The 26,609-nt window shown below is 40.3% G+C and carries 30 protein-coding genes; 26 read left to right on the top strand and 4 right to left on the bottom strand.

The genetic code is table 11. From position 1 onward, the window contains the following. Positions 1 to 314: 314 nt before the first annotated feature. Positions 315 to 2,174, top strand: coding sequence for an SLC13 family permease (locus tag HMPREF2794_RS22125; RefSeq protein ID WP_022301895.1), 1,860 nt, complete (start codon positions 315 to 317; stop codon positions 2,172 to 2,174). Between the two features lie 67 nt (positions 2,175 to 2,241). Here the strand turns inward: HMPREF2794_RS22125 and HMPREF2794_RS22120 are convergent, their stop codons facing one another. Together HMPREF2794_RS22120 and HMPREF2794_RS22115 are read right to left on the bottom strand one after the other, a co-directional pair. Next, positions 2,242 to 3,171, bottom strand: a complete 930-nt coding sequence (locus tag HMPREF2794_RS22120) for a Ppx/GppA phosphatase family protein (protein ID WP_010538428.1) — start codon at positions 3,169 to 3,171, stop codon at positions 2,242 to 2,244. After that, complete coding sequence (locus HMPREF2794_RS22115; protein ID WP_010538427.1) at positions 3,168 to 5,285, bottom strand: RNA degradosome polyphosphate kinase; 2,118 nt, start codon at positions 5,283 to 5,285, stop codon at positions 3,168 to 3,170. The genes HMPREF2794_RS22120 and HMPREF2794_RS22115 overlap by 4 nt, the downstream gene beginning before the upstream one ends. A 172-nt stretch (positions 5,286 to 5,457) precedes the next feature. Between HMPREF2794_RS22115 and HMPREF2794_RS22110 the strand changes: the two genes are divergently transcribed. The 20 genes from HMPREF2794_RS22110 (at position 5,458) to HMPREF2794_RS22020 (ending at position 22,952) form a co-directional block, all read left to right on the top strand. Beyond that, entirely contained in the window at positions 5,458 to 6,036 is a 579-nt protein-coding gene (locus tag HMPREF2794_RS22110) for an HdeD family acid-resistance protein (protein ID WP_022301893.1), read from the top strand. 262 nt (positions 6,037 to 6,298) lie between these two features. Further along, the gene (locus HMPREF2794_RS22105; RefSeq protein ID WP_070752775.1) at positions 6,299 to 7,450 is read left to right on the top strand and encodes a site-specific integrase; all 1,152 of its coding nucleotides are present in this window, start codon (positions 6,299 to 6,301) and stop codon (positions 7,448 to 7,450) included. Between the two features lie 8 nt (positions 7,451 to 7,458). Then, entirely contained in the window at positions 7,459 to 8,094 is a 636-nt protein-coding gene (locus tag HMPREF2794_RS22100; RefSeq protein ID WP_070752727.1) for a hypothetical protein, read from the top strand. Positions 8,095 to 8,305: 211 nt separating this feature from the next. Then, positions 8,306 to 8,581, top strand: a complete 276-nt coding sequence (locus HMPREF2794_RS22095) for a helix-turn-helix transcriptional regulator (protein WP_070752725.1) — start codon at positions 8,306 to 8,308, stop codon at positions 8,579 to 8,581. Positions 8,582 to 8,592: 11 nt separating this feature from the next. After that, entirely contained in the window at positions 8,593 to 8,922 is a 330-nt protein-coding gene (locus HMPREF2794_RS22090; protein WP_008763106.1) for a hypothetical protein, read from the top strand. Further along, positions 8,909 to 10,354: a DNA primase family protein gene (locus tag HMPREF2794_RS22085; RefSeq protein ID WP_083312163.1), complete on the top strand. Its 1,446-nt coding sequence runs from the start codon at positions 8,909 to 8,911 to the stop codon at positions 10,352 to 10,354. Before HMPREF2794_RS22090 ends, HMPREF2794_RS22085 begins: the two co-directional genes overlap by 14 nt. A gap of 140 nt (positions 10,355 to 10,494) precedes the next feature. Then, a complete protein-coding gene (locus HMPREF2794_RS22080) occupies positions 10,495 to 11,586 on the top strand; it encodes a DUF6371 domain-containing protein (protein WP_070752723.1) in 1,092 nt (363 codons plus the stop codon). A 378-nt stretch (positions 11,587 to 11,964) separates the two neighbouring features. Continuing rightward, the gene (locus tag HMPREF2794_RS22075) at positions 11,965 to 12,156 is read left to right on the top strand and encodes a hypothetical protein (RefSeq protein WP_070752721.1); all 192 of its coding nucleotides are present in this window, start codon (positions 11,965 to 11,967) and stop codon (positions 12,154 to 12,156) included. Further along, positions 12,143 to 12,628, top strand: coding sequence for a hypothetical protein (locus tag HMPREF2794_RS22070; RefSeq protein ID WP_070752719.1), 486 nt, complete (start codon positions 12,143 to 12,145; stop codon positions 12,626 to 12,628). The genes HMPREF2794_RS22075 and HMPREF2794_RS22070 overlap by 14 nt, the downstream gene beginning before the upstream one ends. A gap of 3 nt (positions 12,629 to 12,631) precedes the next feature. Beyond that, complete coding sequence (locus HMPREF2794_RS22065) at positions 12,632 to 12,925, top strand: hypothetical protein (RefSeq protein WP_070752717.1); 294 nt, start codon at positions 12,632 to 12,634, stop codon at positions 12,923 to 12,925. Positions 12,926 to 12,949: 24 nt separating this feature from the next. Next, complete coding sequence (locus tag HMPREF2794_RS22060) at positions 12,950 to 13,237, top strand: hypothetical protein (protein WP_070752715.1); 288 nt, start codon at positions 12,950 to 12,952, stop codon at positions 13,235 to 13,237. Beyond that, the gene (locus HMPREF2794_RS29100; RefSeq protein WP_153880813.1) at positions 13,234 to 13,407 is read left to right on the top strand and encodes a hypothetical protein; all 174 of its coding nucleotides are present in this window, start codon (positions 13,234 to 13,236) and stop codon (positions 13,405 to 13,407) included. The genes HMPREF2794_RS22060 and HMPREF2794_RS29100 overlap by 4 nt, the downstream gene beginning before the upstream one ends. 10 nt (positions 13,408 to 13,417) lie before the next feature. Beyond that, complete coding sequence (locus tag HMPREF2794_RS22055) at positions 13,418 to 13,717, top strand: hypothetical protein (protein WP_139147288.1); 300 nt, start codon at positions 13,418 to 13,420, stop codon at positions 13,715 to 13,717. Positions 13,718 to 13,728: 11 nt separating this feature from the next. After that, positions 13,729 to 14,091, top strand: a complete 363-nt coding sequence (locus HMPREF2794_RS22050; protein ID WP_070752711.1) for a hypothetical protein — start codon at positions 13,729 to 13,731, stop codon at positions 14,089 to 14,091. Between the two features lie 83 nt (positions 14,092 to 14,174). Beyond that, positions 14,175 to 14,444 carry a hypothetical protein gene (locus HMPREF2794_RS22045; RefSeq protein WP_139147287.1) on the top strand — a complete coding sequence of 90 codons (270 nt, stop codon included), beginning with the start codon at positions 14,175 to 14,177 and terminating at the stop codon, positions 14,442 to 14,444. After that, complete coding sequence (locus HMPREF2794_RS22040; RefSeq protein ID WP_070752707.1) at positions 14,444 to 15,946, top strand: hypothetical protein; 1,503 nt, start codon at positions 14,444 to 14,446, stop codon at positions 15,944 to 15,946. The genes HMPREF2794_RS22045 and HMPREF2794_RS22040 overlap by 1 nt, the downstream gene beginning before the upstream one ends. A gap of 9 nt (positions 15,947 to 15,955) precedes the next feature. Then, positions 15,956 to 16,663: a hypothetical protein gene (locus tag HMPREF2794_RS22035; RefSeq protein WP_070752705.1), complete on the top strand. Its 708-nt coding sequence runs from the start codon at positions 15,956 to 15,958 to the stop codon at positions 16,661 to 16,663. A 19-nt stretch (positions 16,664 to 16,682) separates the two neighbouring features. Further along, positions 16,683 to 20,447 (top strand): hypothetical protein, encoded by a 3,765-nt coding sequence (locus HMPREF2794_RS22030; protein WP_070752703.1) that lies wholly within the window; start codon positions 16,683 to 16,685, stop codon positions 20,445 to 20,447. Position 20,448: 1 nt separating this feature from the next. Then, complete coding sequence (locus HMPREF2794_RS22025; protein ID WP_070752701.1) at positions 20,449 to 21,501, top strand: hypothetical protein; 1,053 nt, start codon at positions 20,449 to 20,451, stop codon at positions 21,499 to 21,501. 53 nt (positions 21,502 to 21,554) lie between these two features. Beyond that, positions 21,555 to 22,952, top strand: coding sequence for a phage portal protein (locus HMPREF2794_RS22020; RefSeq protein WP_070752699.1), 1,398 nt, complete (start codon positions 21,555 to 21,557; stop codon positions 22,950 to 22,952). A 447-nt stretch (positions 22,953 to 23,399) separates the two neighbouring features. On the opposite strand, the gene HMPREF2794_RS22015 is transcribed toward HMPREF2794_RS22020, so the two are convergent. Continuing rightward, a complete protein-coding gene (locus tag HMPREF2794_RS22015) occupies positions 23,400 to 23,645 on the bottom strand; it encodes a hypothetical protein (RefSeq protein ID WP_070752697.1) in 246 nt (81 codons plus the stop codon). A gap of 558 nt (positions 23,646 to 24,203) precedes the next feature. Between HMPREF2794_RS22015 and HMPREF2794_RS22010 the strand changes: the two genes are divergently transcribed. Continuing rightward, entirely contained in the window at positions 24,204 to 24,818 is a 615-nt protein-coding gene (locus tag HMPREF2794_RS22010; RefSeq protein WP_309569013.1) for a KilA-N domain-containing protein, read from the top strand. Between the two features lie 40 nt (positions 24,819 to 24,858). Here HMPREF2794_RS22010 and HMPREF2794_RS22005 read toward each other — a convergent pair whose 3' ends face one another. Next, positions 24,859 to 25,146, bottom strand: coding sequence for a helix-turn-helix domain-containing protein (locus HMPREF2794_RS22005; protein ID WP_070752693.1), 288 nt, complete (start codon positions 25,144 to 25,146; stop codon positions 24,859 to 24,861). 180 nt (positions 25,147 to 25,326) lie between these two features. Here HMPREF2794_RS22005 and HMPREF2794_RS22000 point away from each other — a divergent pair, with 180 nt between their 5' ends. The 4 genes from HMPREF2794_RS22000 to HMPREF2794_RS21985 all read left to right on the top strand — a co-directional run bounded on the left by HMPREF2794_RS22000 (position 25,327) and on the right by HMPREF2794_RS21985 (position 26,390). Continuing rightward, positions 25,327 to 25,548, top strand: coding sequence for a hypothetical protein (locus HMPREF2794_RS22000; protein WP_139147286.1), 222 nt, complete (start codon positions 25,327 to 25,329; stop codon positions 25,546 to 25,548). Positions 25,549 to 25,669: 121 nt separating this feature from the next. Then, entirely contained in the window at positions 25,670 to 25,930 is a 261-nt protein-coding gene (locus HMPREF2794_RS21995) for a hypothetical protein (protein WP_070752689.1), read from the top strand. Continuing rightward, on the top strand, positions 25,927 to 26,154 hold the full coding sequence (locus HMPREF2794_RS21990) for a hypothetical protein (protein ID WP_070752688.1): 228 nt from the start codon (positions 25,927 to 25,929) through the stop codon (positions 26,152 to 26,154). Before HMPREF2794_RS21995 ends, HMPREF2794_RS21990 begins: the two co-directional genes overlap by 4 nt. Next, entirely contained in the window at positions 26,151 to 26,390 is a 240-nt protein-coding gene (locus tag HMPREF2794_RS21985) for a hypothetical protein (RefSeq protein WP_008763123.1), read from the top strand. Before HMPREF2794_RS21990 ends, HMPREF2794_RS21985 begins: the two co-directional genes overlap by 4 nt. Positions 26,391 to 26,609 lie beyond the last annotated feature (219 nt).

The following is a 26,609-nucleotide window of genomic DNA, read 5'->3' as shown; positions in this document are numbered from 1 at the left end:
ATATGCATTTTCTGTAATACTTAAAGGGAAATTCTAAAATATATTGTTGTTTAATCTTGTAAAGTCTGTCGGGAGGGCTGTGTATGTCCGGTTTGTGGAACTTTGGTGCTCTTTATTTCCTGTTTGGTTTTAAAATATTTTGATTGAACGTCTTTTTGTAAAAAGTAAGAATGTATTAAAATATTAAATGATCTCCTGTGAACTAAAAACAATTCTAATTTGTTTTTATAGCGGCAAAGTATTTTTTAATTTTGCTCATCCAAAACAAATCTTTGATACATTCAGGATAAAACAATCATTTTATTTTTTTGCTTATGTTGATAACCATTATCATTCTCGTTCTTTCGGCTATCTTTTTTGTAAACGGTAAGGTACGTTCGGATCTTGTGGCACTATGTGCGTTAGTAGCTTTACTTATCTTTCAGATATTAACACCTGATGAGGCCCTTTCCGGTTTCTCCAATTCGGTAGTCATTATGATGATCGGACTGTTTGTGGTGGGTGGAGCTATTTTTCAGACAGGTCTGGCAAAAATGATTAGTTCTCGTATTCTTAAACTTGCAGGAAACAGCGAAATTCGCTTGTTTTTGCTTGTTATGCTGGTCACTTCTGCTATTGGTGCATTTGTCAGTAATACCGGTACGGTAGCATTGATGCTTCCTATTGTGGTTAGTCTGGCGATGAGTGCCAAAATGAATCCGAGCCGGTTGCTGATGCCATTAGCTTTTGCCAGTAGTATGGGAGGAATGATGACGCTGATCGGTACACCACCGAATCTTGTCATACAAAATACATTGACTTCCGCAGGTTTCGAACCGCTTTCTTTCTTTACCTTCTTGCCCGTAGGTCTTGTGAGTGTGGCAGTCGGTACACTGGTTTTGATGCCTCTTAGTAAGTGGTTTCTTTCTAAAAAAGGGCAGAAAGATGATAATAGCCGTTCGGGTAAGTCACTAAAAGAACTGGTAAATGAATATGGACTTTCGAGTAATCTGTTCCGTATGCAAGTGATAAAAGATTCGCTTCTTTTGGGAAAGACTATTCTTGATTTGGATATTCGTCGTAAATATGGACTCAACATTATGGAAGTCCGTCGTGGAGACGCCTCGCAACATCGTTTTCTGAAGACGATCACTCAGAAACTTGCCGAACCGGATACTATGTTGGAAGCGGAAGATATTCTGTATGTGTCTGGAGAATTTGATAAAGTACAACAGTTTGCTGAAGATTACTTGCTCGATATATTGGATGATCACGCTACGGAAGAGACGAAAAGTACTACCAATTCTCTTGATTTTTATGATATAGGTATCGCTGAAATAGTATTGATGCCTGCCTCTAGCCTGATCAACCAGACCATCAAGGAGTCCGGATTCCGTGATAAATTTAATGTGAATGTGTTGGGTATCCGTCGTAAGAAGGAATATCTGTTGCAGGATTTGGGGAATGAGCGGATTCATAGTGGTGATGTGCTTTTAGTGCAGGGAACCTGGAGTAACATTGCCCGTCTTAGTAAAGAGGATTCGGATTGGGTGGTGTTAGGACAGCCTTTGGCAGAAGCGGCGAAAGTAACTTTGGACTATAAAGCTCCCGTTGCCGCCTCTATCATGGTGCTGATGGTGGCAATGATGGTATTTGACTTTATCCCGATTGCCCCGGTAACAGCCGTTATGATAGCAGGTATTTTGATGGTTCTGACAGGATGTTTCCGTAATGTAGAGGCTGCTTATAAAACGATTAACTGGGAAAGTATCGTGTTGATTGCAGCTATGCTTCCTATGTCGCTGGCATTAGAGAAAACAGGTGCTTCGGAATATATCTCCAATACTTTGGTCAGTGGGTTGGGAGCTTACGGGCCTGTAGCATTGATGGCGGGTATTTATTTTACAACTTCATTGATGACTATGTTTATCAGTAACACGGCTACAGCTGTCCTGCTTGCACCGATTGCTTTGCAAAGTGCTATGCAGATTGGTGTTAGTCCGGTTCCTTTCCTGTTTGCAGTGACGGTGGGTGCAAGTATGTGTTTTGCTTCTCCGTTCTCTACACCGCCTAATGCGTTGGTAATGCCTGCTGGACAATATACTTTCATGGATTATGTGAAGGTGGGATTACCGTTGCAGATTATCATGGGAATTGTGATGATATTTGTGCTGCCATTGATTTTCCCATTCTGATAGATTATACCCTTATAACGTTTAAGAAACTGCCCTGTAATCCAGTCCGGATTTACAGGGCAGTTCTTTATATATGGGTGGAAGAGGTGTCAAAGGATGCCATATTTTGTGTATACAGACTATCAATAATTCCATCTGACAGTCCGATAGTAGGTACAATGATTCCGGTCGCTTTTACATAAGTAGCTACTTCCAGGAATATTTCCGCAGCCGGAACGATGACATCTGCCCGGTCCGGTTTTAGCTTATATTGTTTGATACGTTGCTCGGCAGGAAGAGTTTGCAATGCTTCGTAGATTTCGCGTAGCGATTCAACGGGTAGGAAAGAAGCCTTTTTATCTTTTTTGTCTGCCAGACGGAACAGTTTGTTGATGTTTCCTCCCGAACCGATGATGCTGATAGGTGCATATTCCGTGGCAAGCCCTGTCAGATCGGTATGTAAAGCCTCTCTTTCTTCTTCTTTCACCATGCCGCTGAGCATACGGACCGTGCCGATATTGTATGAGCGGGAGCTCTTCAGTTCTCCGTTGCTGATCAGATTAATTTCAGTACTACCGCCGCCGACATCTACATACAGGTAGTTCTGCCCGGAGGCGAAAAGCTGTTCGATGTGATTGTCGTACACGATGTGTGCCTCCTCCTGTCCGTCGATGATATCTACACGTATACCTGTTTTCTTAGCTATTTGTCGGACGATGTCTTTACCGTTCCGGGCATCGCGCATGGCAGATGTAGCGCAGGCACGGTAGTCTACCACATCATATATCTTCATCAACTGTTTGTAAGCTTTCATCAGGCGGATTAGCTTTTTCTCTTTTTCTGCGGAAATCACACCCATTGTGAAAGCATCTTCTCCCAGTCGTAAAGGGATGCGAATGAGTTGCACCTTACTCATTAGTTCGGGGGCATTTTCTTCGTTTACGCATTTTATCAGTAATCGTACGGCATTGGAGCCGATGTCGATGGCTGCATAATTCACTTTCTTCATACTAATCATAATGTATTCTTGTATTCTTTGTATAATTCTTCTTGTGAGCGGAAAAGTACGTTTGTCTTGTCTGCTTCGACGAAGGCAGGAGTGGAGCCTTTGCAAAGAGTGGAACGGAATCCTTTCCAAAGCCGATTTTCTCCCGTACCGTCTACTATGCGTCCTTTCGCTGTATCCCGGTATCCGTAACAGACGATTCGCTTTAAGTCTGCCTGTATCTCCTTATCATAGACCGGAGCCAGTACTTCAATGCGGTTATCCAGGTTTCGTGGCATCCAGTCGGCAGAACCGATATAGTATTTTTCGTCTCCGTCATTGGCAAAGATGAAAATGCGGGAGTGTTCCAGATATCGGTCGATAATACCATTGATATGTATATTTTCGCTGATACCTGGGATACCTGTTACCAGGGAACAGTTACCGCGTACTACCAGCTCTATCTGAACTCCGGTAGCCGAGGCTTCATATAATTTTTCAATGAGTGCTTGATCGGTAATATGGTTCACTTTTGCCAGAATATAGGCTTCTTTTCCTTGTTCCTTGTTCTTAATTTCTTTGTTGATGAGGGCGATCAGTCGTTTACGCATGTCATTAGGAGAAACGAGCAACTCTTTGAAGTTGACAGGAGTGTACGGTTTTTCAATAAAGTCGAATACTGCATTTACTTCCCGGACGATAGGGCGATGGGCAGTCATAATTGTATAGTCAGTGTACATACGTGCGTTTCCTTCATGAAAGTTGCCTGTACTGACACAGGCAATATCTCCGTGGCGGGTACCGATGTGCACTAGCTTGGAATGGATTTTCAATCCTTCCACACCGAATATGACATGAATACCTGCATCCTGCATTCTTTTGCTCCAGTTGATGTTGGAAGCTTCGTCGAAACGCGCCAGCAGTTCGATGACTACCGTTACTTTTTTCCCGTTCTTGGCTGCGCAGATCAGTGCTTTTATCACTTTTGATTCTTTGGCCAACCGGTAAAGTGTCATTTTGATGCTTTTTACTTCTTTGCTGATAGCCGCTTCACGAAGCACACGGATGAAAGTATCAAAGCTATGAAACGGATAGTGTAATGAGCGGTCTTTTTGTCGGATCAGCGTCAGAAGGCTTTCCTTACCGTTTAGTTCCGGTTTGAAAATCGGTTCCCAGACGGGATACTTCAGGTCATTACGCCCGCATACCGGAAACTTCATCAGATCTTTGAAGTTATGATAACGTCCTCCTGCCACACGGGTATCGTTTTTGTCTACATTCAGCCGGTCAACTAATCTTTTCAGCAAATCTTTGGGTATCTGTTCATCATAAACAAATCGAATCGGTTCTCCTCTCTTGCGGCTTTTTACTCCTTTTGAAATCTTCTGAAGTACGCCTGTTCGCAGATCGCTGTCTATCTCCATTTCGGCGTCTTTGGTGAATTTGAAAGTATAAGCTTCGTAATCAGTGTACTTCATTCCGACAAAAATCATAGGCAGGCAATAACGGATCACATCATCGAGAAACATCAGATATGTTTTCCCGTCCGAATCCGGTAGTTGGATGAAACGTCCGAATTCTCCGGCTGGTAATTCGATAACAGCATAGTCTTTTTCCTTTATTTTTCCTGTTTCGTCTTTGCGAAGCAAACGGATAGCGAGATAGATATCCTCATCTGTCTGGTCGTCTAAAGGTCGGGCTCCATTGAGGAAAAGCGGATTGGTAGAGCCGTTCAGTTTATTTCGGTAGAAAGAGGTGATGAATGTTTTCTGTTCATCGTTCATCTCCGTTTCTTTGATTACATAGATATTCTCCTTTTTCAGTTCTTCCATGATGGAAGCGAAAGTATCTTCAAATTGTTCGTAGAAGCGATTGTGTAGTTTACTTATCTGTTTGAGTGTGCGTGTGGCGGTTTCCTGCTCTTTTAATATGTTCTTATCAGCATATTCTATGATTCGGTTCAGTGTGGCGACGCGGACACGAAAGAACTCGTCCAGATTGTTAGAATAGATGCCGAGAAAAGTCAGGCGTTCCAGAAGGGGTACTTCCGGACGGGCAGCTTCGAGGAGGATACGCTGATTAAAATACATCCAGCTGATGTCACGTTCTACATAAGGACACTTCTTTTTTGCTTCGCTTGATTTCATGATGAAAGACCTGTTTTTTTATTTTCTGCAAAAGTATCTAAGTGAGGTGTAATGGCTATAACGATTTTGTTACGAACTTATTACAATCTACGTTTGTTATTTTTATATATGGATAGAAACACTTATATTCGCAAAAGTATTGAAACAGACTTCGTTAAAAAATATAGAATATATGAAAACAATGAATTATTCTCTGATTCGCATTTTGTTTGCGCTTGTCATAGGTTTGGTGTTGGTGCTTTGGCCCAATGCGGCAGCTAGTTATATTGTCATCACGGTAGGGGTGGCATTTCTAATTCCCGGTGTAATCAGCCTTTTCGGTTATTTCGGACGGAAAAGACCGGAGAATGCCCCGGCTCCCCGTTTTCCGATTGAGGGGGTAGGGAGTTTGCTGTTCGGTCTTTGGCTGATAGTGATGCCCGAGTTTTTCGCAGATGTGCTGATGTTCTTGTTAGGTTTTATCCTGATTATGGGTGGAGTACAGCAAATAGCTTCTTTGTCGATGGCACGTCGATGGATGTCTGTTTCGGGAGCGTTTTATCTGATTCCTTCGCTGATTCTTATTGCAGGTATCGTTGCTCTGTTTAATCCGACTGGTGCCCGTAATACAGCATTTATAATCATTGGTATCAGTAGTTTGGTTTATTCGTTGTCTGAGTTGATAAACTGGTTTAAATTTACACGCCGCCGCCCTAAGAACCCAATTACACCTGATGATGAAGATATTGAAGATGCTAAAATTATAGAATAAAGGTCAGATTTCGGTTGCTATATAAAAAAGAAGAGGACTACCTCGCGGTACCCCTCCCCTGCAAACTTAAAACAACCAACAATTGACTTTACATGAAAACAACAACAATTAAAACATAAAGAAAAACAAGTGATTAGTGTACTGTATTGGTTGTTTGTTTTCTGTTACTTTGTTCTTTTTGGGTGCATTTTTGTTACCCGTTTTGTTACTCGTATCAAAAGAATCTGTTATCTTTGTAGAGGTAACAAAAAATATAGTAGCAATGGCAAGGCAAAAAGCGAGCGTTAAGCCTAAAAACTTTGTTAGGCTTCGGAACAAGAAATTAGCTAATGGCAATAAAAGCCTGTATCTCGATATTTATCGAGACGGAGTAAGAAGTTATGAGTTCTTGAAAATGTATCTTGTTCCAGAAAAGAACAATGTAACAGCAAGACAGCAGAATGAAAACACCTTGCAGGCGGCAGAGGTTATAAGAAGTGAGCGACAAAATGCGATAGTTAAGGGGCAGGCTGGAATTACTGATACCAGTGTTAAGAATAAGCTATTATTGATGGACTGGCTTAAGATCTACAGAGTCAAACTTGAAAAGAGGCAGTATAAAGACATTTCCCATGTTGACAATTTAATGAGAATACTTGCGGAATATAAACCTGCAGTAGTAGCAAGACTAACAAGCATTGATAAGGGCTTTGCAAAAGGCTTCATTGATTACTTGAAACATGATTATGTAAGCTACAAGGGCAACAAGCGTTTGCAGAATAGTACAATCGTAGACTATGTGAGGACATTTTCAGTCGCGATAAATGCTGCTATAAAAGACGGATATAAAATAATCAATCCTTTTAAACTTCTTTCTTCTGATGAGAAAGTAAAACAGCCGGATAGTCATAGGGAATATTTAAGTCAAGAAGAACTGCTAAAGTTAATGATAACACCATGTAGAAGGGATGATATAGGGAAAGCATATCTTTTTGCCTGCTTTTCCGGACTAAGAATTTCTGATATTCGTGCGTTGAGATGGAAGAATATTATAGTAGAAGATGGGCAATTCTTTGCTATGCTTTTCATGCAAAAGACTGGTAAGGAGTTGAAAATACCTTTACCGGATAAAGCGATGGAAATAATACCAATAAGAGGTAATGATGAAGATGAGGTATTCTCTTTGCCTTCCAATCCCACCGTAGAAGATAATTTGAAGAAATGGGCAGAAGCGGCAGGAATAAATAAGCATTTGACTTTTCACACAGCTCGCCATACTTATGCAACTTTATTGCTTACGTTAGGAACCGATCTATACACTGTTAGCAAAATGTTAGGGCACACTAATGTGGCTACAACTCAAATTTATGCCAAAGTGGTGGATAGGAAAAAAGTTGACGCTGTAAACCTTGTAAATGATGTGTTTAATAAATAAAGTGAGTAATGATGGATAAAATAAGAACTCTTAAGTATCTTGGCGAGGAAAGCTACAAATATAGCAAGGAAATATTGGGCAACAATGGTAAAGTATGGTTCGATTTTCACTTTGATAAATTCTTTAAAGTATGCGATTTGGGGCTTGTTGGTGAAAGGTGCATTGAAGTAATATCGGTAGGCAAAGATAAGGATATAGCCCAATTCCTGCGTGAAGCAACAGAAAGACTAAGAAATGCGGGAGCAAACTCTGTGGTGATAGATGCGTTTAATTGCGAAACTATGTATTTTGATATGATGGCCAATGAATCATATACTGATGAAAAAAGTTTGTCAGGTAAACAAGAAAAGAAAGAAATTCTCAAAAGAGGGAGAAGAAGTAAGCCGTTTAAAGATTACTTGCAAAATGATGATGGCTCTAAACTTCAGACTTTACACGATGTTATGAGTGGGAAAGGAGGTAAAGAGGTGGCTTTAGTGATTAAAGTAGCAATACAAATAGGCTGGATTACAAAGCCTACTTATAAAGCGGTAGCTGATGAATTTGGTAATATAGGGAATAGAAGCAACTACAACAAGTATATTAATGGCGATAAATTTACATCTGATGAAATAGTGGGTATTAAAGCTAAATTACAAAATTAGATACTCTTAAAGCGGCATTTAGTAGCACTTAGTAGACACAAATAAAGTGGCTATTAAGTGCTATTTTTTTGTTTGATATTAGGTTAATTTTCTTGTTTATGTTTGCATTGTTCTTACAACGGTGATAGTTGGTAACACCGTTTTGAATGAGCAAATAGGCAGAACCGACCAACGTTCTGCATTAAGGCTCTTCCATATAAAAACAAGAACAATGGAAGAAAAGATTAATCAGATTTTAGTTTATACCTTATTGGCAGCAAAGAACGTGCTGACATTGGATGATGTATCGCTATTAACTGGGCTTAGTAAAAGTCATTTGTATAAACTTACCTGTAATCATCAAATACCGCACTACAAACCTAATGGAAAACAGTTGTACTTTGATCGTGCTGAAATAGAAGCATGGATGAAGCAGGGGAAAGTGAATACTATTGATGAAAGTGAACAGATGGCAGCTGTTTATTTAGCAAAGGCTTCAAGGAAGTAAGGAGGTAGGCTATGGAAAAAAGAAAAAGGGCAGTCTCCACAACCACCCAATTCCATGATGATGAGGCAAAGATAGAAAAAGAAAAGGGAATAAACAAGGTGTACAATTACTTTCGATATACAACAGGAACTTCTTTAGATTGTATGTTGGAAATTGGTATCCTTCGAAATTGTATCACCTACTATATTCGTGATTTGGAAAAGATGAACCTATTGCAAGCTGTATTCAGAGCTAGAGATAAACACACTCGTAGGATGGCCAAACATTATTCTGCCGATCCTGCTATGTGGAAAAATATAAGTGATAGGCAATTAAATATAGTTTTCGATGAAAGCATTTAATTTAAAGGATGTAATAGGTGACGAACTAAAACGTTGTGTTAGCACAGCTGAACGCAAGTACAGAACTCCTAAGCCGGGAACATGCGAGGCAGTTCTCACAGAGTTATTAGAGCAGATTAAATCCATTGACTTTCGGGCAAAGTCAGGATTGCCAGATGAAGGAAAGATATCACGGAAGATTTACGTGGTTGTTACCGTTGACGAAGTGCTAGATGTAGCCACTGCTAACAACTGGGGATTAGCTACCCGTGATGGATTTATCTATATCTTTAACGGTGAGTACTGGCAACCGGTGGGCGCAGATGATTTCAAACCCTTTCTTGCAAAAGCCGCGATGAGAATGGGTGTTCCTGTGATGGAATCAAAGTATCATATGTTTAAGGATGAACTATACAAGCAGTTTTTATCAGAGGCTAACCTTCAACCACCCACTAGAGGAAATAAAGTACTTATTAACTTAAAAAATGGTACATTTGAAATATCTCCAGATTGGCAAGGACTTAGAGAATTTGACAGGGACGACTTCATCAAATATCAGCTTTCATTTGAATATGATCCGAAATCTGTATGTCCAGTATTTGACAAGTATCTCCTGCGTGTTTTACCGGATGAAGATTGTCGTAAGGTATTGGCTGAATACCTAGGATACATATTCATCAATAATTTAAAACTAGAGAAGGCTGTTATTCTATATGGAAGTGGTGCTAACGGGAAAAGCGTGTTCTTTGAGATTATAAACGCAATTCTAGGCACAGAGAATATTTGTTCCTATTCATTGCAGAATCTAACTAAATACGATAGCTATCAGCGTGCAGAGTTAGCTAATAAGTTATTAAATTATGCCAGTGAGATCAACGGGAAATTGGAAGCCTCAATATTTAAGCAATTAGTGTCAGGCGAACCGGTAGAAGCTAGACAGATTTACGGTAAGCCGTTTGTCATGACTGATTATGGGAAGTTGATGTTTAATTGCAATGAGCTTCCCAAAGAGGTAGAACAGACAAATGCTTTCTTCCGACGCTTTATCATTATTCCATTTAGTGAGACCATTCCACCTGAAGAACAAGACCCCGAATTAGCAAACAAAATTATAGGTCAAGAACTCTCTGGAGTTTTCAATTGGATATTAGAAGGTCTACGAAGGTTGCTGGTTAATAAAAAGTTTACACAATCAATGAAGGTGAAGGAGCAGATAGATAAGTATCGGATGGAATCAGATAGTGTGGCAATGTATGTGGGTGAATATAGTTATGTTCCATCTTATCGAAGTAGTTATTCGTTAAAAGCAATATACGATGAATATAAAGCTTATTCTCTAGATAATGGTTATAAGTCTGTGAGTATCAGAACATTCTCGGAAAGATTGAGAATGCTTGGATTTGATGGTGAGAAGAAAATGAACGGACGTATTATCTATGCAATTCGCGAATAGCAAAAAAATAAAGTTTTATTCTTGCGTCATTTGCGTCATATCCGTCATGAAAAAGAGATATGAGTATGACGCACATGACGAATATGACGATGAAATAAAACATTTTATTTTCTAGTTAGAATATGTAAAAAGTTAATAATATGAACATCTATATTCAACCATATTTAGAAAAATACACCGGGAAATCATCCCGTCATAAATGCCCGAAATGCGGTGATCCTCATTCATTCGCTTATTACTTGGACGGTAACACTGGAGAAGTGATAGATAAGGCAGTAGGCAGATGTAACCATGAAAGTGGATGTGGCTATCACTATACACCTAAACAGTTCTTTATTGATAATCCGGTAGAGAAGGATCGGTTTACCGATCCCGTCAAACAGAAGACATTCCGGAATCCGATACAGGAATCGCAACGGGAAACGGGATATATTCCATTTTCATATGTGGAAAAGTCAGTAAGTTATAATAGTTCATTTATCTACTTCTTATGTGGCTTGTTTGACCGCTATACGCTTGAATCACCCACTATTGAGAAAATGATGCAGGATTACGCATTAGGAGCTACAAAAGGCGGTAGTGTGATTTACTGGCAGATAGACATCAAAGGAAAGGTAAGAACCGGTAAAGTGATGAAGTATGACCCGAATACTGGGCATAGGATTAAAGACGGTGGAGGTATTAACTGGATTCATTCAATAATGAAAAGACAGGGCTTGTTACCTGAAGATTTCAATCTAGTACAATGCTTGTTTGGTGAGCATCTTCTGAGAATGTACCCAGATAAAGTGGTCGCTTTAGTTGAATCAGAAAAAAGTGCTCTAATCGCTTCTGGTGTTTATCCTGAATACATTTGGCTGGCTACCGGAGGGAAATCTCAACTCTCTATTGATAAACTAAAGGTACTGCAGGGAAGAACTGTTATCATGTTTCCGGATGTGGACGGCTTCGAGTATTGGAGTGATAAGGCTAAAGAGGTTGAGGCAATCGGTTGTAAAGTGGTGGTTTCCGATCTACTAGAGAAGAACGCCAGTGATGTAGACAGAACCAATAAAATAGATTTGGCAGACTGGCTTATTAAACAGTTATCTGTAGAGACAGAAATGTCAGATACTGTTATGATAGTAGATACTGAATTTACTGAAACAGAAAAAATGTTGCGATACATGACAGAAGTGAATCCATCTTTACAGATATTAATTGATACGTTTGATTTAAAGCTTATTGTCTAATTAAAGTTGAAATTTTCATGGTTGAATCATAGTGTTATTTTGCAAAAATATATTATATTTGCATTCAGGAAATCAGGAGAATAGGGACATTCTCGTAAAGATATAATTTTGAGGGTGTTTTAACCGTTGCTAGTCCCCGCATTTATGTGAGCAAAGGTTAATCGCCCTTATTGTTTTATTAACCGTGTGAAGATGCACGGAACCGTAATGTTATGAACAGAAATAAGGCTCTTTTTTATTGTTTCCCGATCATAAACCTGCTTTAGGTGATATAAGGCACTTTTTCCAACTGGAGATACAAAGTTATCATCCATGCGGAAAAAGTGCCTTTGTCGTAAAATAAACGGTCCTCAGCGTCTTCTGCAAACAAATTGCCCAATGGAAAAACAAGCGTATAATGCTCCCGGAAATCTCCGATTGTGTGAAAACGGTGATAAAATCCGTCTGTATATCGGGAATACTTACCGGGATCTAAGTATTGCCTTTGCTCGCACGTTCTCTGGAAAAATCAAAGAAGCTGCCGACAGGCTGGCGAAGAAACAAAAGCAGAAAGAAGATGAAAAGCTTTGATCCGGCTATATATGTCAGCAAATGCAGGGAGATCATCAAGCACAACACGATACAGGCCCTTTCCAAGCTTGGTGAGGAATGCGTTAAGTATGTGCGTGACCGTACTCCTGAAGAAAGCTGGAAAGACCATACAGGAAACCTGCGCAGCTCTGTAGGCTATATGGTCCTATATGACGGTCAACCTGTACAGCAAGGCGGATTCAAACCAACAACAGCGCCAGAAGGCAACGGAGCACAAGGAAGGGCGGAAGGGGAAAAGTTCTTAAAGGAAGTTGTTACTCAAATATCGAAAGAAAATAGCTTTTCTCTTGTTCTGGTTGCCGGAATGAATTATGCTGACAAGGTCGAAGCGCTAGAAAACAAGAATGTTCTTGCAGGTGCTCATCTTTTCGCTATTGAAGAATGGAGATATATGGAAAAGGCTTTGAAAGACCGGATAGAAAAAGATATTAATAAAATCCAAATATTTTGATTTATGAAGAAGGAAGTAAAAAAAGAGAGAAAGGTAATGTTCCGAGTTGAGAACATGCCAAAGACGCAAAACGTATTTCTGCATCATGAGGAGGGAGTCTACGTGCTTTCATACGAGGAAGCGGAAGAGTTCTACGGAACATGCCGTAAAATATTGTCTTCTCCTGTTAGTTTCCGTGAGTTTAACATAGATGCCAAAGGCATTTCAAAGCGTTTTGAGTCGGAGAAACTGATAGTAGAACGTGAAAACATCTGGAAGGTGTGGGTAAATTTGAAGAAAATCTTCCGTTATGAATAATTACTAAAGTAGAAATGTTTAGAAATGGTTGGAAGGAAGAAAGGAACCCCCAAAACAGGCGGACGCGTCAAGGGGACAAAGAATAAGATTACAGCCACGCAAAAGCAGTGGATAGAGGACTTCTTAACCCGGAAACAGCCCGAAATGGAAAAGGAATGGGATAAACTGGAACCAAAGGATAAATGGCAGATGTTTGAGAAGTTGACAGGCTACATTGTCCCCAAAATGACTTCCGCACAAATAGATCCGTCACAGCTCACAGATGAACAACTGGATGAACTGATAAACCGTATCATTAAAGACATGAAATGAGAATACCGATAAACCGTGAAATAAAGATCATTCTTCTTAAATGGCTGCAAAAGGGCGTCATCAATACGGATGATATACCGGCGTTGAAGAAGGAACAGAACCAGGCGCAAAACACTTGGTTCGCCGAGCTGATTAAGCGGAGGACGGAGAACAAGAGTACTAATGATTAATTACACCGATATGACAAAAGAAGAATCAAAAAGATTGTGTATCAAGATTGACGTATTGAAGGAGAAGCTCGCCATCCTTCAAAAAGCTTGGGACAAATCACCGGAAAGCGTACCTCTGGCAGAAATAGACCGATGTAAGGCAGAATTAAGAAAAGCCGAACAGGTATACAATAATGGCGAGGGAGTTATCACAGACGAAGAAGCAGACGCTATCGCATCTTCTTTCTTTCCCGGTATGGGAGTAACCAAGAAAGAAGAACTATCCCCTGAGGATGAAGCTTGGTTGGATGCAGTAGTAAGTAACTTCTAAAACATATTATCATGAGAACAGTAGAAGAGATTAAAGCGGAATTGAAGAAGAAACAGGAGTGTTTGGATGCACTCTACCTTCATCAAAGGACCAAAGGTGATAAATTGCCTAACGGTCAAAGTGCGTTTGATTATGCGTTGAGATATAGCCAGGAGATTAAACGCCTGAAAGCAGAGCAAAAACAAGCGGAAGCGTTGCCGGATGATGAAGTTATTGCTATTGCTAGAGGTGAAATTTATCAATCACCGGAAGAGAAGAAGCGGGAAGAAGCTTACCGTAAAAGAATCCGTGAAGAGTTAGGGATAGACACCCCGGAGGATAGAGACGACGTCCTGTCAAATGAAGAAGTAATTGCCATCGCTAAAGGTTGGTAAAATCAATGGTTGTTCCTGCCTGCGTAAATCAAAAATACCTTCATACGATTATCAGGCAGGGACGCCGTTTAAAATTCCTGTATATGGCAATATGTGATATATGCATCCATAAACGGAAAGTCTTTGATGAGTCTTTGGGCTGGGTTTGGAGATGTAAGGCTTACCGCTCGTTTATCATTCCCGAATGTCTATCAAGGTGGGACGTTATGGAAGCGGTGCGGAATGGCAAATGCGAGTTCTTCAACAAGCCTATAAGGTTCGATGTCAATGGTTTTGCATACGTATGTGCTGAAGAAGAACCTCCGCAACAACAAATCGATGAAGATGATGATTTTCCGGTAGTTTGTGACTGATGGACGATATAGCATTAAAATATTTGGCAGAATGGCGTAATGACTGGTGCGCTTTTGCATCTGACGTTCTACGGGCTAATCTGGACGAAGAACAGAAAGCCGTGTTGCGTTCGGTGCAAACAAACCCTATGACGGTCGTAGCGTCCGGCGTTGCACGCGGGAAAGATTATGTTTCCGCTTGTGCCGCCTTATGCTTCATGTATTTAACCCCGGAATGGGACGACGACGGAAATTTAATCCGCAATACAAAGATAGCAATGACTGCACCAACAGCTAGGCAGGTAGAGAATATTATGACTCCAGAAGTAAGAAGGCTAATGCGTAATGCAGGTATATTGCCGGGACGTCTGGTTGCAAATGATATTCGTACCGATTATGAAGAGTGGTACCTGACGGGGTTTAAATCAGATAACAATAATACGGAGGTCTGGTCCGGTTTTCATGCTGCAAACGTAATGTTCGTTGTTACAGAAGCGTCTGGTATTCCTGAAGTTATTTATAATGCCATAGAAGGAAACCTACAGGGAAACTCGCGCCTTTTGCTTGTATTCAATCCCAACATCACTACAGGTTATGCGGCAAACGCTATGAAATCGGATCGTTTCGCAAAATTCCGTCTTGATTCCCTGAATGCAACCAATGTGACGGCAAAAAGGGAGATTATCCCCGGACAAGTTAACTACGAATGGGTGGAGGACAAAGTTAAACACTGGTGTAACCCTATCACGAAAGAAGAATATAATGAGGGCGAGGGGGATTTTCTCTTTGAGAATAACTTATATCGTCCGAATGATCTGTTTCGCGTCAAAGTACGCGGAATGTTTCCGAAAGTATCTGAAGATGTGCTCATCCCCTATGAATGGATCGAGATTGCCAATAAACGTTGGCAGGAGAACCACCCGTATAGACCACGTAAATCTTGCAAACTAGGTGTCGACGTTGCCGGTATGGGACGCGATAACAGTGTATTTTGTCCCCGATATGGGAACTATGTTGCACAGTTCGACGTGTTCCAGTCGGCAGGCAAAGCAAGTCACATGCATGTAGCAGGCAAGGCACTTTCATACAGAAGGACGGATAGGGATATTATCTTTATCGACACTATCGGAGAAGGTGCGGGCGTGTATTCCCGTCTCATAGAGCAAGGGATAAGAGGCGTATTTTCCGTTAAGAACTCACAGGGAGCGAAAGGACTACATGATATAACGGGTGAATACAGCTTCGCCAATATGCGGGCTTATCTGTATTGGGCCTTGCGTGACTGGTTGGACCCTAAAAACAATTTCTTTGCCATGTTGCCACCGTGCGACCAATTTACAGAGGAAGCAACCGAAACACGCTGGAAATTCAGGAGTGACGGGAAAATAATCATTGAACCGAAGGAGGAGATAAAGAAGCGCATCAAGCGTTCACCCGATTACATGGATGCGCTTTCAGAGACATTTTACCCGTATTCATTCACGTATAAGGATGATGCGGAACTATTACAGGACTTTTTATAATTCTAAATTATGGCAAATTATATAAATATTGAATCCCTGATACTGGATGCGCTGACAGATGCACCGGTAGGATTTGAGATAAACAATAAAAGATATAGTATCTATCCCCCTACTTTGGGAAAGAAGCTACTTATTGATCAACTGAAAAGAAAGTTGTCAATCAATCCCGAATGTTCAAAAGCGGACCCACTAGAAGAAGCTTTGCGGGTATGCAATGAAAGCAAGGAAATCGTTTTGCGTATTCTTGCATATAGTACTCTACAGGGAAAAGAAAACGTTCTGAATGAAAAGAGGATAAAAGAACGCATTTCCGTTCTTTCCAATCTGGAACCGGACGAATTGGCGACATTATTGCTGACCACTATTTCAGACACCACCGTTTCCGATCTTATCAAGTATTTCGGTATCGACCGGGATAACGAAAACCGGCGGAAGATAGCCGAGGTGAAAAAAAGTAATAATACCGTTGCGTTCGGCGGACATTCCATTTGGGGCACATTGGTAGATTTTGCATGCGAGCGTTACGGATGGCCGTTTGATTATGTCATGTGGGAAATCAGTTATAACAATCTGTTAATGTTGTTCAATGATCGTTCGGATAGTGTCTACTTGACGGATGAAGAACGGAAGAAAGCACATCTGAAACAGGTCGGAACCGTTATCAACGCGGACGATCCGGCAAATATTGCCAAAATTAAAGCTATGCATTGGGATTAAATCACTAAAATATATTATTATGGCAGGATTAAAATTTACTTTCACAGGTGACAACCAAGACGTATTAAAGAAAATCAATCAGATACAGACAGAGTTAAAGAAGGTCTATAATAATCAAAAGAAAAAGATTGATCTAAGTGCAGGAGTTGATTTCTCATTACTAGGAGAGAATTTTAAACGCCTGGATCAACAGAGTCGGGAAGCGTTCGATAATATGTCAAAAGACGCCCAGAAATACGTAAAGGAGATACAGCAGAATATATTAAGCCTCCAGCAAGTAGAAAAGATGCAGGCGGGATTAAATTCACTGTATGAGGATGGGGATATTGACTTGAACGCATATATTCAGTCACAAGCCCGATTAACCGTTCTACATGAGGAACTGGCTAAGGGTATCAATGAAAGCCGGGCGGCACTCGAAGCCGAAACCACAACAACCAAGATTGCAGAAGATTCTATTGCCGGACTTCATGCAAAAGTGTTGATGTTGACGACTGACTACATGAATCTTTCCAAAGCCCAACGGGAAGGAACCGAAGGCGCGGCACTGCTGAAGAACCTACAGGAGACGCAGACGCAGATGGATAACGCTTCTTTGTCGATGAATAAGTATGCATCCGGGGCAAAAACCAGATTTGATGCTTTAGGATTCAGCATCACGCAGATCGCACGCGAATTACCATCTTTGGCAATGGGCCCGCAAATGTTCTTTCTGGCTATTTCTAACAATATTGGACCGTTTCAAGATGTTTTGGCGGCTGCGCGGAAAGAGTATCAGGATATGGTTAAAGCCGGACAAAAGGGGATTCCTGTATGGAAACAGTTGCTTTCATCTCTGAAAGGTAGCGGTCCTATTTTGGCGGTAGTTACTACGTTGTTTGTTACCTTTGGTGATGATATTATAAAGTGGGTCGGAACGCTGTTTAAGGCAAAAAAGGCGGTAGATGATTTAAAAGAATCCCAAAAGGTTTTCAGTGAAGCGTTGAATGAAGGATCAAAAAACGCTCAACAAGATATAACCCGATTGCAACTGCTATACAAAGCTGCCATAGATACAGCAAGAGGGCAGGAAGAAAGAAACAAAGCCGTAAAAGAACTCCAAAAAGAATACCCTGATTATTTCAAAAACCTAGATGCAGAAGCCATCAAAAACGGAACAGCACAACAAAGCTACGAGAATTTGGCCGCTTCCATTCTTAAGGCGGCACAAGCAAGGGCGGTAGAAAGCCGGATTGCTGAAAATAAAAGTAAAACGATAGACTTAGAAACACAAATAAATGAGGCATATAAAGGCTATGAAGAAGCCCAGAACAAATTAAAGGAATTAATTGCAGAAAGGGACAAAATAGACCGAGAAGCTATGCCTGATTTGTACGCATCCGCTCAAATGGGAATAGGTGCCCAGTTGGGAAGAATAAAGAGCATGGAAAATGAGGCGGCAGAATTGAGAACAGAATTATATCAACTTAACAAGCAAAGTCAAGAACTTGCAAATAGTGTTTCCGCCATTGATCTTACATTTAACGCAGGCGATGACAGCGATGAGGATACCGGTGCCGAAGACGTAAACGCCTACTCCGACCGGTTGCACCGTATTGCAGAGCTCCGAAGCAAAAGCAGCCGTGAACGTATCCGCCTAGAGGTGGAATTGGCCAACCAAGAAGAACAAGCCCGTATTGATGCAATGCAGGATGGGTTCGAGAAGGAGGAGAGACAGCGAAAGTTAAATAATAAAATGGAACTGGAGTCTATCGAAAGGCAGAGGCAGGACTATATTAATAAAGTGGTTGATATTCAAAGACAAATATTTGAAGCGGAAGAAGACGCCAAATTGTCAAAAGATAAGAGCTACAAAAAGCAGACGTTCAATCCTTCTTCCGTCTCTGTTGATACTTCTGTTTTTGATATAATTAAGAGTGAAACGTTAAAGAAGCAAACCAATGATCTAACGGAATACTATGACGATCTACTCTCCAAGTATCAAGACTATACAACAAAGCGATTGAATGCTGAAAAACGATTTAATAGAGATCGTGAAAAATTAGAGAAATCCGGTGCTTCTGACGCGCAACTGAATGAATTAGAATATCAGCGTACAGAGACGCTCAATTCCATAGATCAAGAATTTGCCATGCGTGAAGAGTCTTTCCAGTCGTGGGCCAATAGTATTGCAGATTTAAGCCTGAAAGAATTACAACGGTTATTGGCTGAAGCGGAACGGGAATTGGAGCGAACGGAATTTCTCACGCCTGGCAGTGAGGGATTAGCTACTCAACGGGCAAAAGTAAATGCACTAAAGCAGCAGATCGGCAAGGCTAATAAAAATACAACTTCCCCTGATAAACGTAGTGAAAAAGAGTGGAAATCTTTGTATAAAGTTCTTTCTAAGGTAGAAGAGGAATTTGACAAAATAGGAAATACCGTAGGAGGGACTGCGGGAGAAATCCTTTCTGCTGCCGGGAGTATAACGTCATCAACTTTACAAATGATTGATGGTATTACATTACTTGCCGAAAGTTCAGCAAAGGCAATGGAAGGAACCGCTAAAGCGGCATCTTCGGCCATTACAACAGTAGAAAAAGCATCTGTAGTTCTCGCTATTATCGGTGCGGCCTTGCAAGTTGCGACTAAAATAACAAGCTTATTTGATGATAGCGAAGCCCAACAAAAAAGATATGAAGAATATCAACGTCGACAGGAGGGCTACTGGCAGGCTATTAACTACCAAACCGAACGTTATCTGGAATTGCTGAAGGAAGCAGCAGCAAATGATTATTTTGAAATAGCCGGCAAATCATTGACCACACTTGAAGATGCAAGAAAAAAAGCTTATGAAGATATCATAAAATCTATGCCTGTTGGTGATGTTGACCATACAACATTAGGGCTTGTTCAACTGTTTAATCATGGAAAGTTTCTTGATTTTAGACAATATCCAGATGCTAAGGAAATATTTGATTTTATAAATGCTAATGGAGGATATGATTTAGATAATAAACTCATATCAGAGGAAGCAATATGGGCTATGAAAAATAATGCTGATATTTGGTCCAAATTGCCTGATTGGATGCAGCAAGCCATTGATAAGTTCGTAGAATTAAATGACCAAGCAAAGGATTTGGAAGAAACCTTAAATAAAGATTTGTTTCAGGCAACATCGCAGAGTATAGAAGAAGCCATCTTGGAAGGGTTGAAAGGTGGGAAAAGGGGAATAGCTGACTTTGGAGAAGACTTCGAAGAAATAATGCGTAACGCCTTGTTACAGTCATTTGTTATTGACCAGTTACGTGGTAAAGCACAAGAATTCTATAAAAAATATACTCTTTTGGCCGATAGTGATAATAATGGAAAGTTGGATTTAACAGCAGAAGAGATAAGCGACCTTAGAAAAGATTGGAATGATATTATAAGAGCTGCTACAGAAGAAGCAAAGAATATTGATGCTATTGTTGGTGGTTCTTCCTCTTCATCTCAGGAATCTTCCAAGAAAGGCTTTGGTACCGAAATGACACATGAGGATGCCGGAGAGTTGAGAGGTCGTTTCACAGCCCTTCAGATCGCTGGTGAAGAAAGCAAAAACCAGCTCATGTTACTTAATCAGGTAACAGATGCATTGTTAAGTGTAAACGAGGCGGGAAATGCCACATTAAACAACATGTTGTACCAACAGGTATTAACTAACAGTTACCTGGAGGATATCACCAAATATACAAAAGCATTGCAAGAAATGAAGAATGATCTCGCAGCGGTAAAGAATAATACGGCAGGATTAGCACGCAGATAATATGACAAAGCCTAAAATACCCAATCAGAAGCAGCAGTACCAGGAGTTGGACCGACGATTGCAGAAGTATATACTCATGGTGCAGCAGATATACAAAGATTTGGCACTCGAAGCGTCAAAACTCGCACTTCGTACCGGCTACGATCCGGAGGCAAAGAAGATTTTCCGGTTCAAGGACTATCCCCAGACGAAAGCGGGGATAGACAATCTTTTGCGCAACTTCGTGGAAGATATGCAGGTTCTCATCTACCAAGGGACGTCTAAAGAATGGGAGCAAAGTAACGAAATCCAGAGTTTGCTTGCAGATAAGGTTCTACAATCTTATGTAGGCGAGATAGACAGGAAGAAGTATAAAATGTACTACCAGACCAACTCGGATGCCCTGAAAGCTTTTCAACAAAGAAGAGATAACGGGATGAATCTTTCGCAAAGGTTATGGAACCAGTCGCAGGAGCTGAAAGAAGAGCTGGAGGAAACAATCTCTACAGCCATTCAGAAGGGCTACAGCGCAATAACTCTTAGCAAGAAGGTAAGTAAGTATCTGAATAACTTTCCGACGTTCCAGAAGGACTATAAAGAGAAATATGGCAAAGCATCTGATATTCATGACTGTGAGTTCAGGAGTGCCCGACTCGCTGCATCTGAAATAAACATCGCATATAGAAGGGCGGAGCAAATGAGATGGGAACAAATGAATTTTATAGTAGGCTATGAAATCAAGCCTAGCGGGATGCATAAGAAAAAGGACATTTGCGACCTTCTGGCCGGTAAATACCCCAAGAATTTCAAATGGGTCGGCTGGCATCCGCTTTGCAAAGATTACTGTTTGCCAATAATGAAAACTGATGAGGAATTCTGGGCACATGGCTACTTTGATGATCCGAACGATACGAGCAGTGTAAACGAAGTTAAGGACGTGCCGGATACTTTCAAACGGTGGGTAGGAGCAAATGCGCGCCGTATCAAAGCGGCCAAAAGAAAAGGGACTTCTCCGTATTTTATTAAGGACAATCAGGAAATAGTAAATAATATTCTTTATCCACAAAAAAAATAGTATATTTGTAACGAATTAAACCAAGCGTTGTGAAGATGCAGCGCACCCGAATTATGAACGAAATAAACCAAATTCTAACCGCAGGATCGGTTGATGTTATCATTGAAGCATTGAAAAGGAAATCCGTCTGTGTTCCTTCATGGGATAAACTTATCAAGGATTATGAACCCAAAGAGCACGAGATAGTGACGGATACAGTCACCCGGAAAAATAAAGTAAAAACAGATGGTTCGGTAGAAAAGGCTTCCCGAATCTATCTCGGGCTGGAGAAACTTCTCACAAGGCGAATGACTGAATTTACTTTCGCTATCCCGGTCAAACGTGTATATCACAACATCGAAGATAATGAAACTCGCCAAAGTATTGCAAAAGCTATTGAAGCAATATACAAGTACGCCCGCATCGATGCGGAAAACATCAGGCGAGGAAATGCCTATTATGCGGCATGTGAAATCTGTACGATATGGTATGCGGTTGAGAAGCCTAACAGCCTGTACGGATTCAGAAGCAAATTTAAACTTAAATGCAATACTTACTCACCAATGGACGGTGTTAGCCTGTATCCTCTTTTTGACGAACGGGGCGACATGCTCGCAATGTCACTGGAATACACCAAAAAGATACTGGATAAGGAAATTACGTATTTCGAGACATACACAGCCAATAAGCATTACAAGTGGAAACAGGAAAATAACCGGTCCTGGGAAGAAGTGACCAACGAACCTATCGTTCTGATGAAGATACCGGCTATCTATGCTTACAGGGATTCTGCTATCTACGCTGATTTGTCATATATCAGAAAAGAGATCGAGTATACCCTTTCACGTAATAGCGATGTGATCGCATATAATAGTGCACCTATCCTGAAAGTTGCGGGAGGAATGCAAGGGAAAGAGGACAAAGGGGAAAGCCGTAGAGTGTTCCGTGTTGAAAACGGGGGAGATGTTTCCTATGTTTCATGGGCGCAATCTATCGAAGCCTTGAAGTATCATGTGGAAACGCTTACTAACTCCTTCTGGTCACAATCACAGATGCCGGATATTTCCTTTGAAAAGATGAAAAATTTGGGAAATATCGGCTACGATGCACGCCAGACGCTTCTTACTGATGCACATCTGAAAGTAGGTGACGAGGCGGGGAACTGGTTGGAACTTCTAGACCGTGAAAGTAGTATTGTGAAAGCGTTCCTTTCCCTGATGAATGTACAGTGGAAGGAAGAGATAGATAATGTAGACGTTGAAAACATCATAACTCCGTTTATCCAGAACGACGAAAAGAATGAAATAGAAAAGCTTACTACTGCAAACGGTGGTAAACCAATATTAAGCCAGTTGGAAAGTATTAAGGCACTCGGTTATTCTAATGATCCGGAAGCGACATTAAAGCAGATTCAGGAAGAAGAAGCCGTAGCGGAAGAAAGCAAGGGTTCAATAAATGTTAGTGCGTTTTAAGGGTTCATTTTGATTTGTTCATAATAATGTTTTTAGTCCTGAAGGGGCGGGCGTTGTGAAACGGTCGCTCTTTTTTTATGCCATGAAGATATAAAAATAACCTAGGCATGTGTAAGTGTGTAGGTCTGATTTGAGCAATAGAAAAAGGGGGCAATGCTACTATTATTCACATTACCCCCTTTCGTAAAAGACCTGTTCACAAATATAGCGAATCAGTTTATTATATCAAAGACTGTTAAGCCACTTTTTGCCACTTTTGGTGTTAAGCCAAATTGCTATTCCAGCCCCTACGGCGCTAGTAAACATGAATATTATCGTTAATCCGTTCATAATATTCTATAAATTCTTGATCCATTTCTTCCCGGATGGAGTTTCGGTATAAATCAAGAATAGCACCGCTATAACAGCCAACACAACAAATACAAATATTCCTGCATTCATATCAATTCATTTTAATAAGTTGTTTCCAATTTTCGCCCATGAATAAGCTAATATACAACCAACAAGTAACATGATTAAAAGTTTTAAGTTTATAACGCTACCTTGAAAAAATAGCACCATACCACCAAGAACCAAAGCTGTATATGTTAATTGTGAAAGATTAAAGAAATACCCTGCAAGCTTTTCCCGCCTGGTCTTGTCTTTCTCCTTTCCTTCTCTTTTTTCTTCTTGTCTTTCGCTCCAGCTACCCATTTTGCATTGTTGTATATGTATTATAAATACAAAGATAGGAATTTGCAGCGAGAAATCAAACGAAATCAGTAGAATTTAATTAATTGACTTTTTTGACCACCGGATAATTACGTCTTGCTCCACAAAATTATGGAGCAAGTTTTCGCCATTTTTGTTGAAAACTTGATAATAATCACCTGTCAAGGTAACTTATTGATTTTCAGACTCGCCAAAATTGGCGAGTGGAAAATCAGCAAGTTAGTAAAATAGAATATGCCTTTTTGCCATTTAGGGGAAATTTCCCCTAAAATTGATAATCAGGTAGTTACGCTTTAAATACGGTTTGAACACGTATTTTAAATACGGGCATTATCGTGTTTCACCTTGTTGCCTGAAGATGAAAAGCTGACCCAAACATTGTTTGGGGCAGATAACAGACGTTACATAGGGGTAATTGCCCGTATGAGTGAAAATCAATGTGGGCGCAAATTTACGCTCGTTAACCGTTCCGGCGTTTCACCTTGTTGCTTGATTATCAATGTGGGCGCAATTTTGCGCTGACATAAAAAAGGGAATCCTATCACCTTTCTGAAAGGTGATAGTGTAATGGTTAACGCCACACAGCTTGCAAAAATCTATGGGAAGCGTCCCAATGATTATTTGTCCTTACCTGCTACAAATCAATTAATTAACGCAATTACAAGAAAATATGGTATTTCTGAAAATCAATTAGTTATATCAAAGGCAGGTTCATCACATAACGGAGGTGGTACTTGGATGCACAGATTAATAGTAGTTGATTTCTGTCAATGGTTAGACATTGATTTGAAGCTGTGGTGTACTGAAAAACTTGATGAGTTGATGCGATACGGCATGACCGCCACGCAGCCCACACTTGAACAAATGATTAATAACCCCGACTTGGTTATCAGTCTTGCCCAAAATGGCAAACGTGAGGAGAAGCAACGATTGGCATTGGAAGTGGAGAAAAAGGAACAGGAGAAGCTGTCTATCATAGAGGAAACAAAGCCAGCCGTAGTATTCACGGAATGTGTAACAAGTTCGTCTACAAATATTCTCATAGGAGATCTTGCGAAACTTATCACCCAAAACGGGAATTTCCGCAACGGGTTTAGTCATTGTAAATCACAGGGCGTCGTGATTCACGACACCCCTGACGCTATGGAAGAATGAGCTATTTACTTAAAAGCTCTTTTATTTTATCGCAAGAATACTATTTTTCTTCTATCTGGGATATGATTTTTTTCAATTCCTCTACAGAAGTGGCTTTGTAATAGTCACTTTTATGCTGAATTAAGGCGGTTAGCTCTTCACCTTTGGCTTCTTCGTTTTCGGCAAACAATTCTCTTACCGGAACATCTAAAGCCGCTGCAAATCGTTCCAAAGTTGCTAAAGTTGGGTTCTTCATTAAAGAATTTACGGTCTGTTTGGGTACACCTAATAAGTCAGCAAACGCAGTTTTTGTTAGCCCTTTTTTCTTTAGTAATACTTCAATGTTCATATAATATCTGTTATTTATGATGTAAAATTACTGATATATTCGGTTGGTAACATCGTTATATTACTAATTAATGTTAAGGTAAGAATTAAAAGTTACCCATTTTGTTGTTTAGTAATATTTTATGCTTACTTTTGCGTCATCAAAAACAGAAAATCATAATAAACACCAATAAAAATGATTATGGCAACAAAGAAGAACATTACTAAAATCTTGGAACAGGTGGAGCACATCTTTTTGAAACACTGTTCCAGTTATGAAGAAGTAAGCAGCAGAGAAGTTTGTATAGAACCGAAGCGTTACAACAAGCTTCATCTTACTGCACAAGGTCGGAAACATAACTACAATGCTATGTTTGACATAAGCAAGGATTATCCATGCCTTGTACACTTTAAAACTGTGTAATTTGTGATTATACTTTATCCATTTTGGGGATACTGGTTTGTGAAAATAGGTGTCCTATCTTTACTAGATTATTAACCCGATGACGTCGTGAATCACGACCCCATCATAAAGATATTATATTATGGTTTATTTCCCATTAAACATTAACGAAGAGTTGGCGGACCTATTGCGGTCTGCTACAGAGCTGAACGGCTTACTCAACAACTATGTAAAAGAGCATTTCAAAGATCTAGATTATCAGGACTGGCAGGAATATCCGGCCAAACAGATCGGAGAGATGCAAAATAGTACTTTGGACATGATCGCAACAATAAGCGATTTTATAGGAGATGATATTTTATCTCAGGTGCACGCAGAACTTAAAAAGGAGGAGAAGGTATGAAGACGATCAAAGTAACAGACGCAGCCGCTCGGTTTATCAAACAGTTACGGGAAGAAGGAATAGAGGAAAGGAAAGTTTTCCTTTGTGATACTTATACAAAAGCAGTGGAACAGGTTTTGGCTAATGATGAATACAGTGAGGCGGATCTTTACCCGTTGATGGTAATACATGATTATCATAAGTTGATAGAGGAATTATCTATAGATGATGAGGGGCGGGTATGATAAACGAGGAAATATTGAAGATTGTACTTAATGATAAGACTTTTGGTCAGCGTGAAGCAGCTGACATTGTTGGAGGTAGAGGGCGTTTGTTTAAATTGGTAGGTTCCGGTGATATTCGCGCTGAGAAAATACCGCCTAACCGTCAAAATGGGAGATGGTATTGTAACGCTTATGATGTTATCAAATGGGCAACAATTGGGAAAGGAAGTACACATAGGAGTGATGAGAATACATAGTAAGTATCAGGGATCTCGGTCCGACACTGAAGTTGACGCCAATCAACAAAGCCACCCCGGTAACAATATGGTTGCCGGGATTACATTTCTTGCAAATTATTGAAGAATATTCAAAGATTAGCATTATAGTTGCCTTTAGCAAGTCGGCTTAAATGCCGCCATTTCCGGCAATAAACCATGCTTTTATGACGGATATGACGCAAATGACGCAAGAATAAA

Source organism: Bacteroides sp. HMSC067B03 (genome assembly GCF_001811315.1).
GTDB lineage: Bacteria > Bacteroidota > Bacteroidia > Bacteroidales > Bacteroidaceae > Bacteroides > Bacteroides faecis.
Note: the sequence above shows the minus strand (reverse complement) of the source record. Positions and strands in the feature narration are given on the sequence as shown.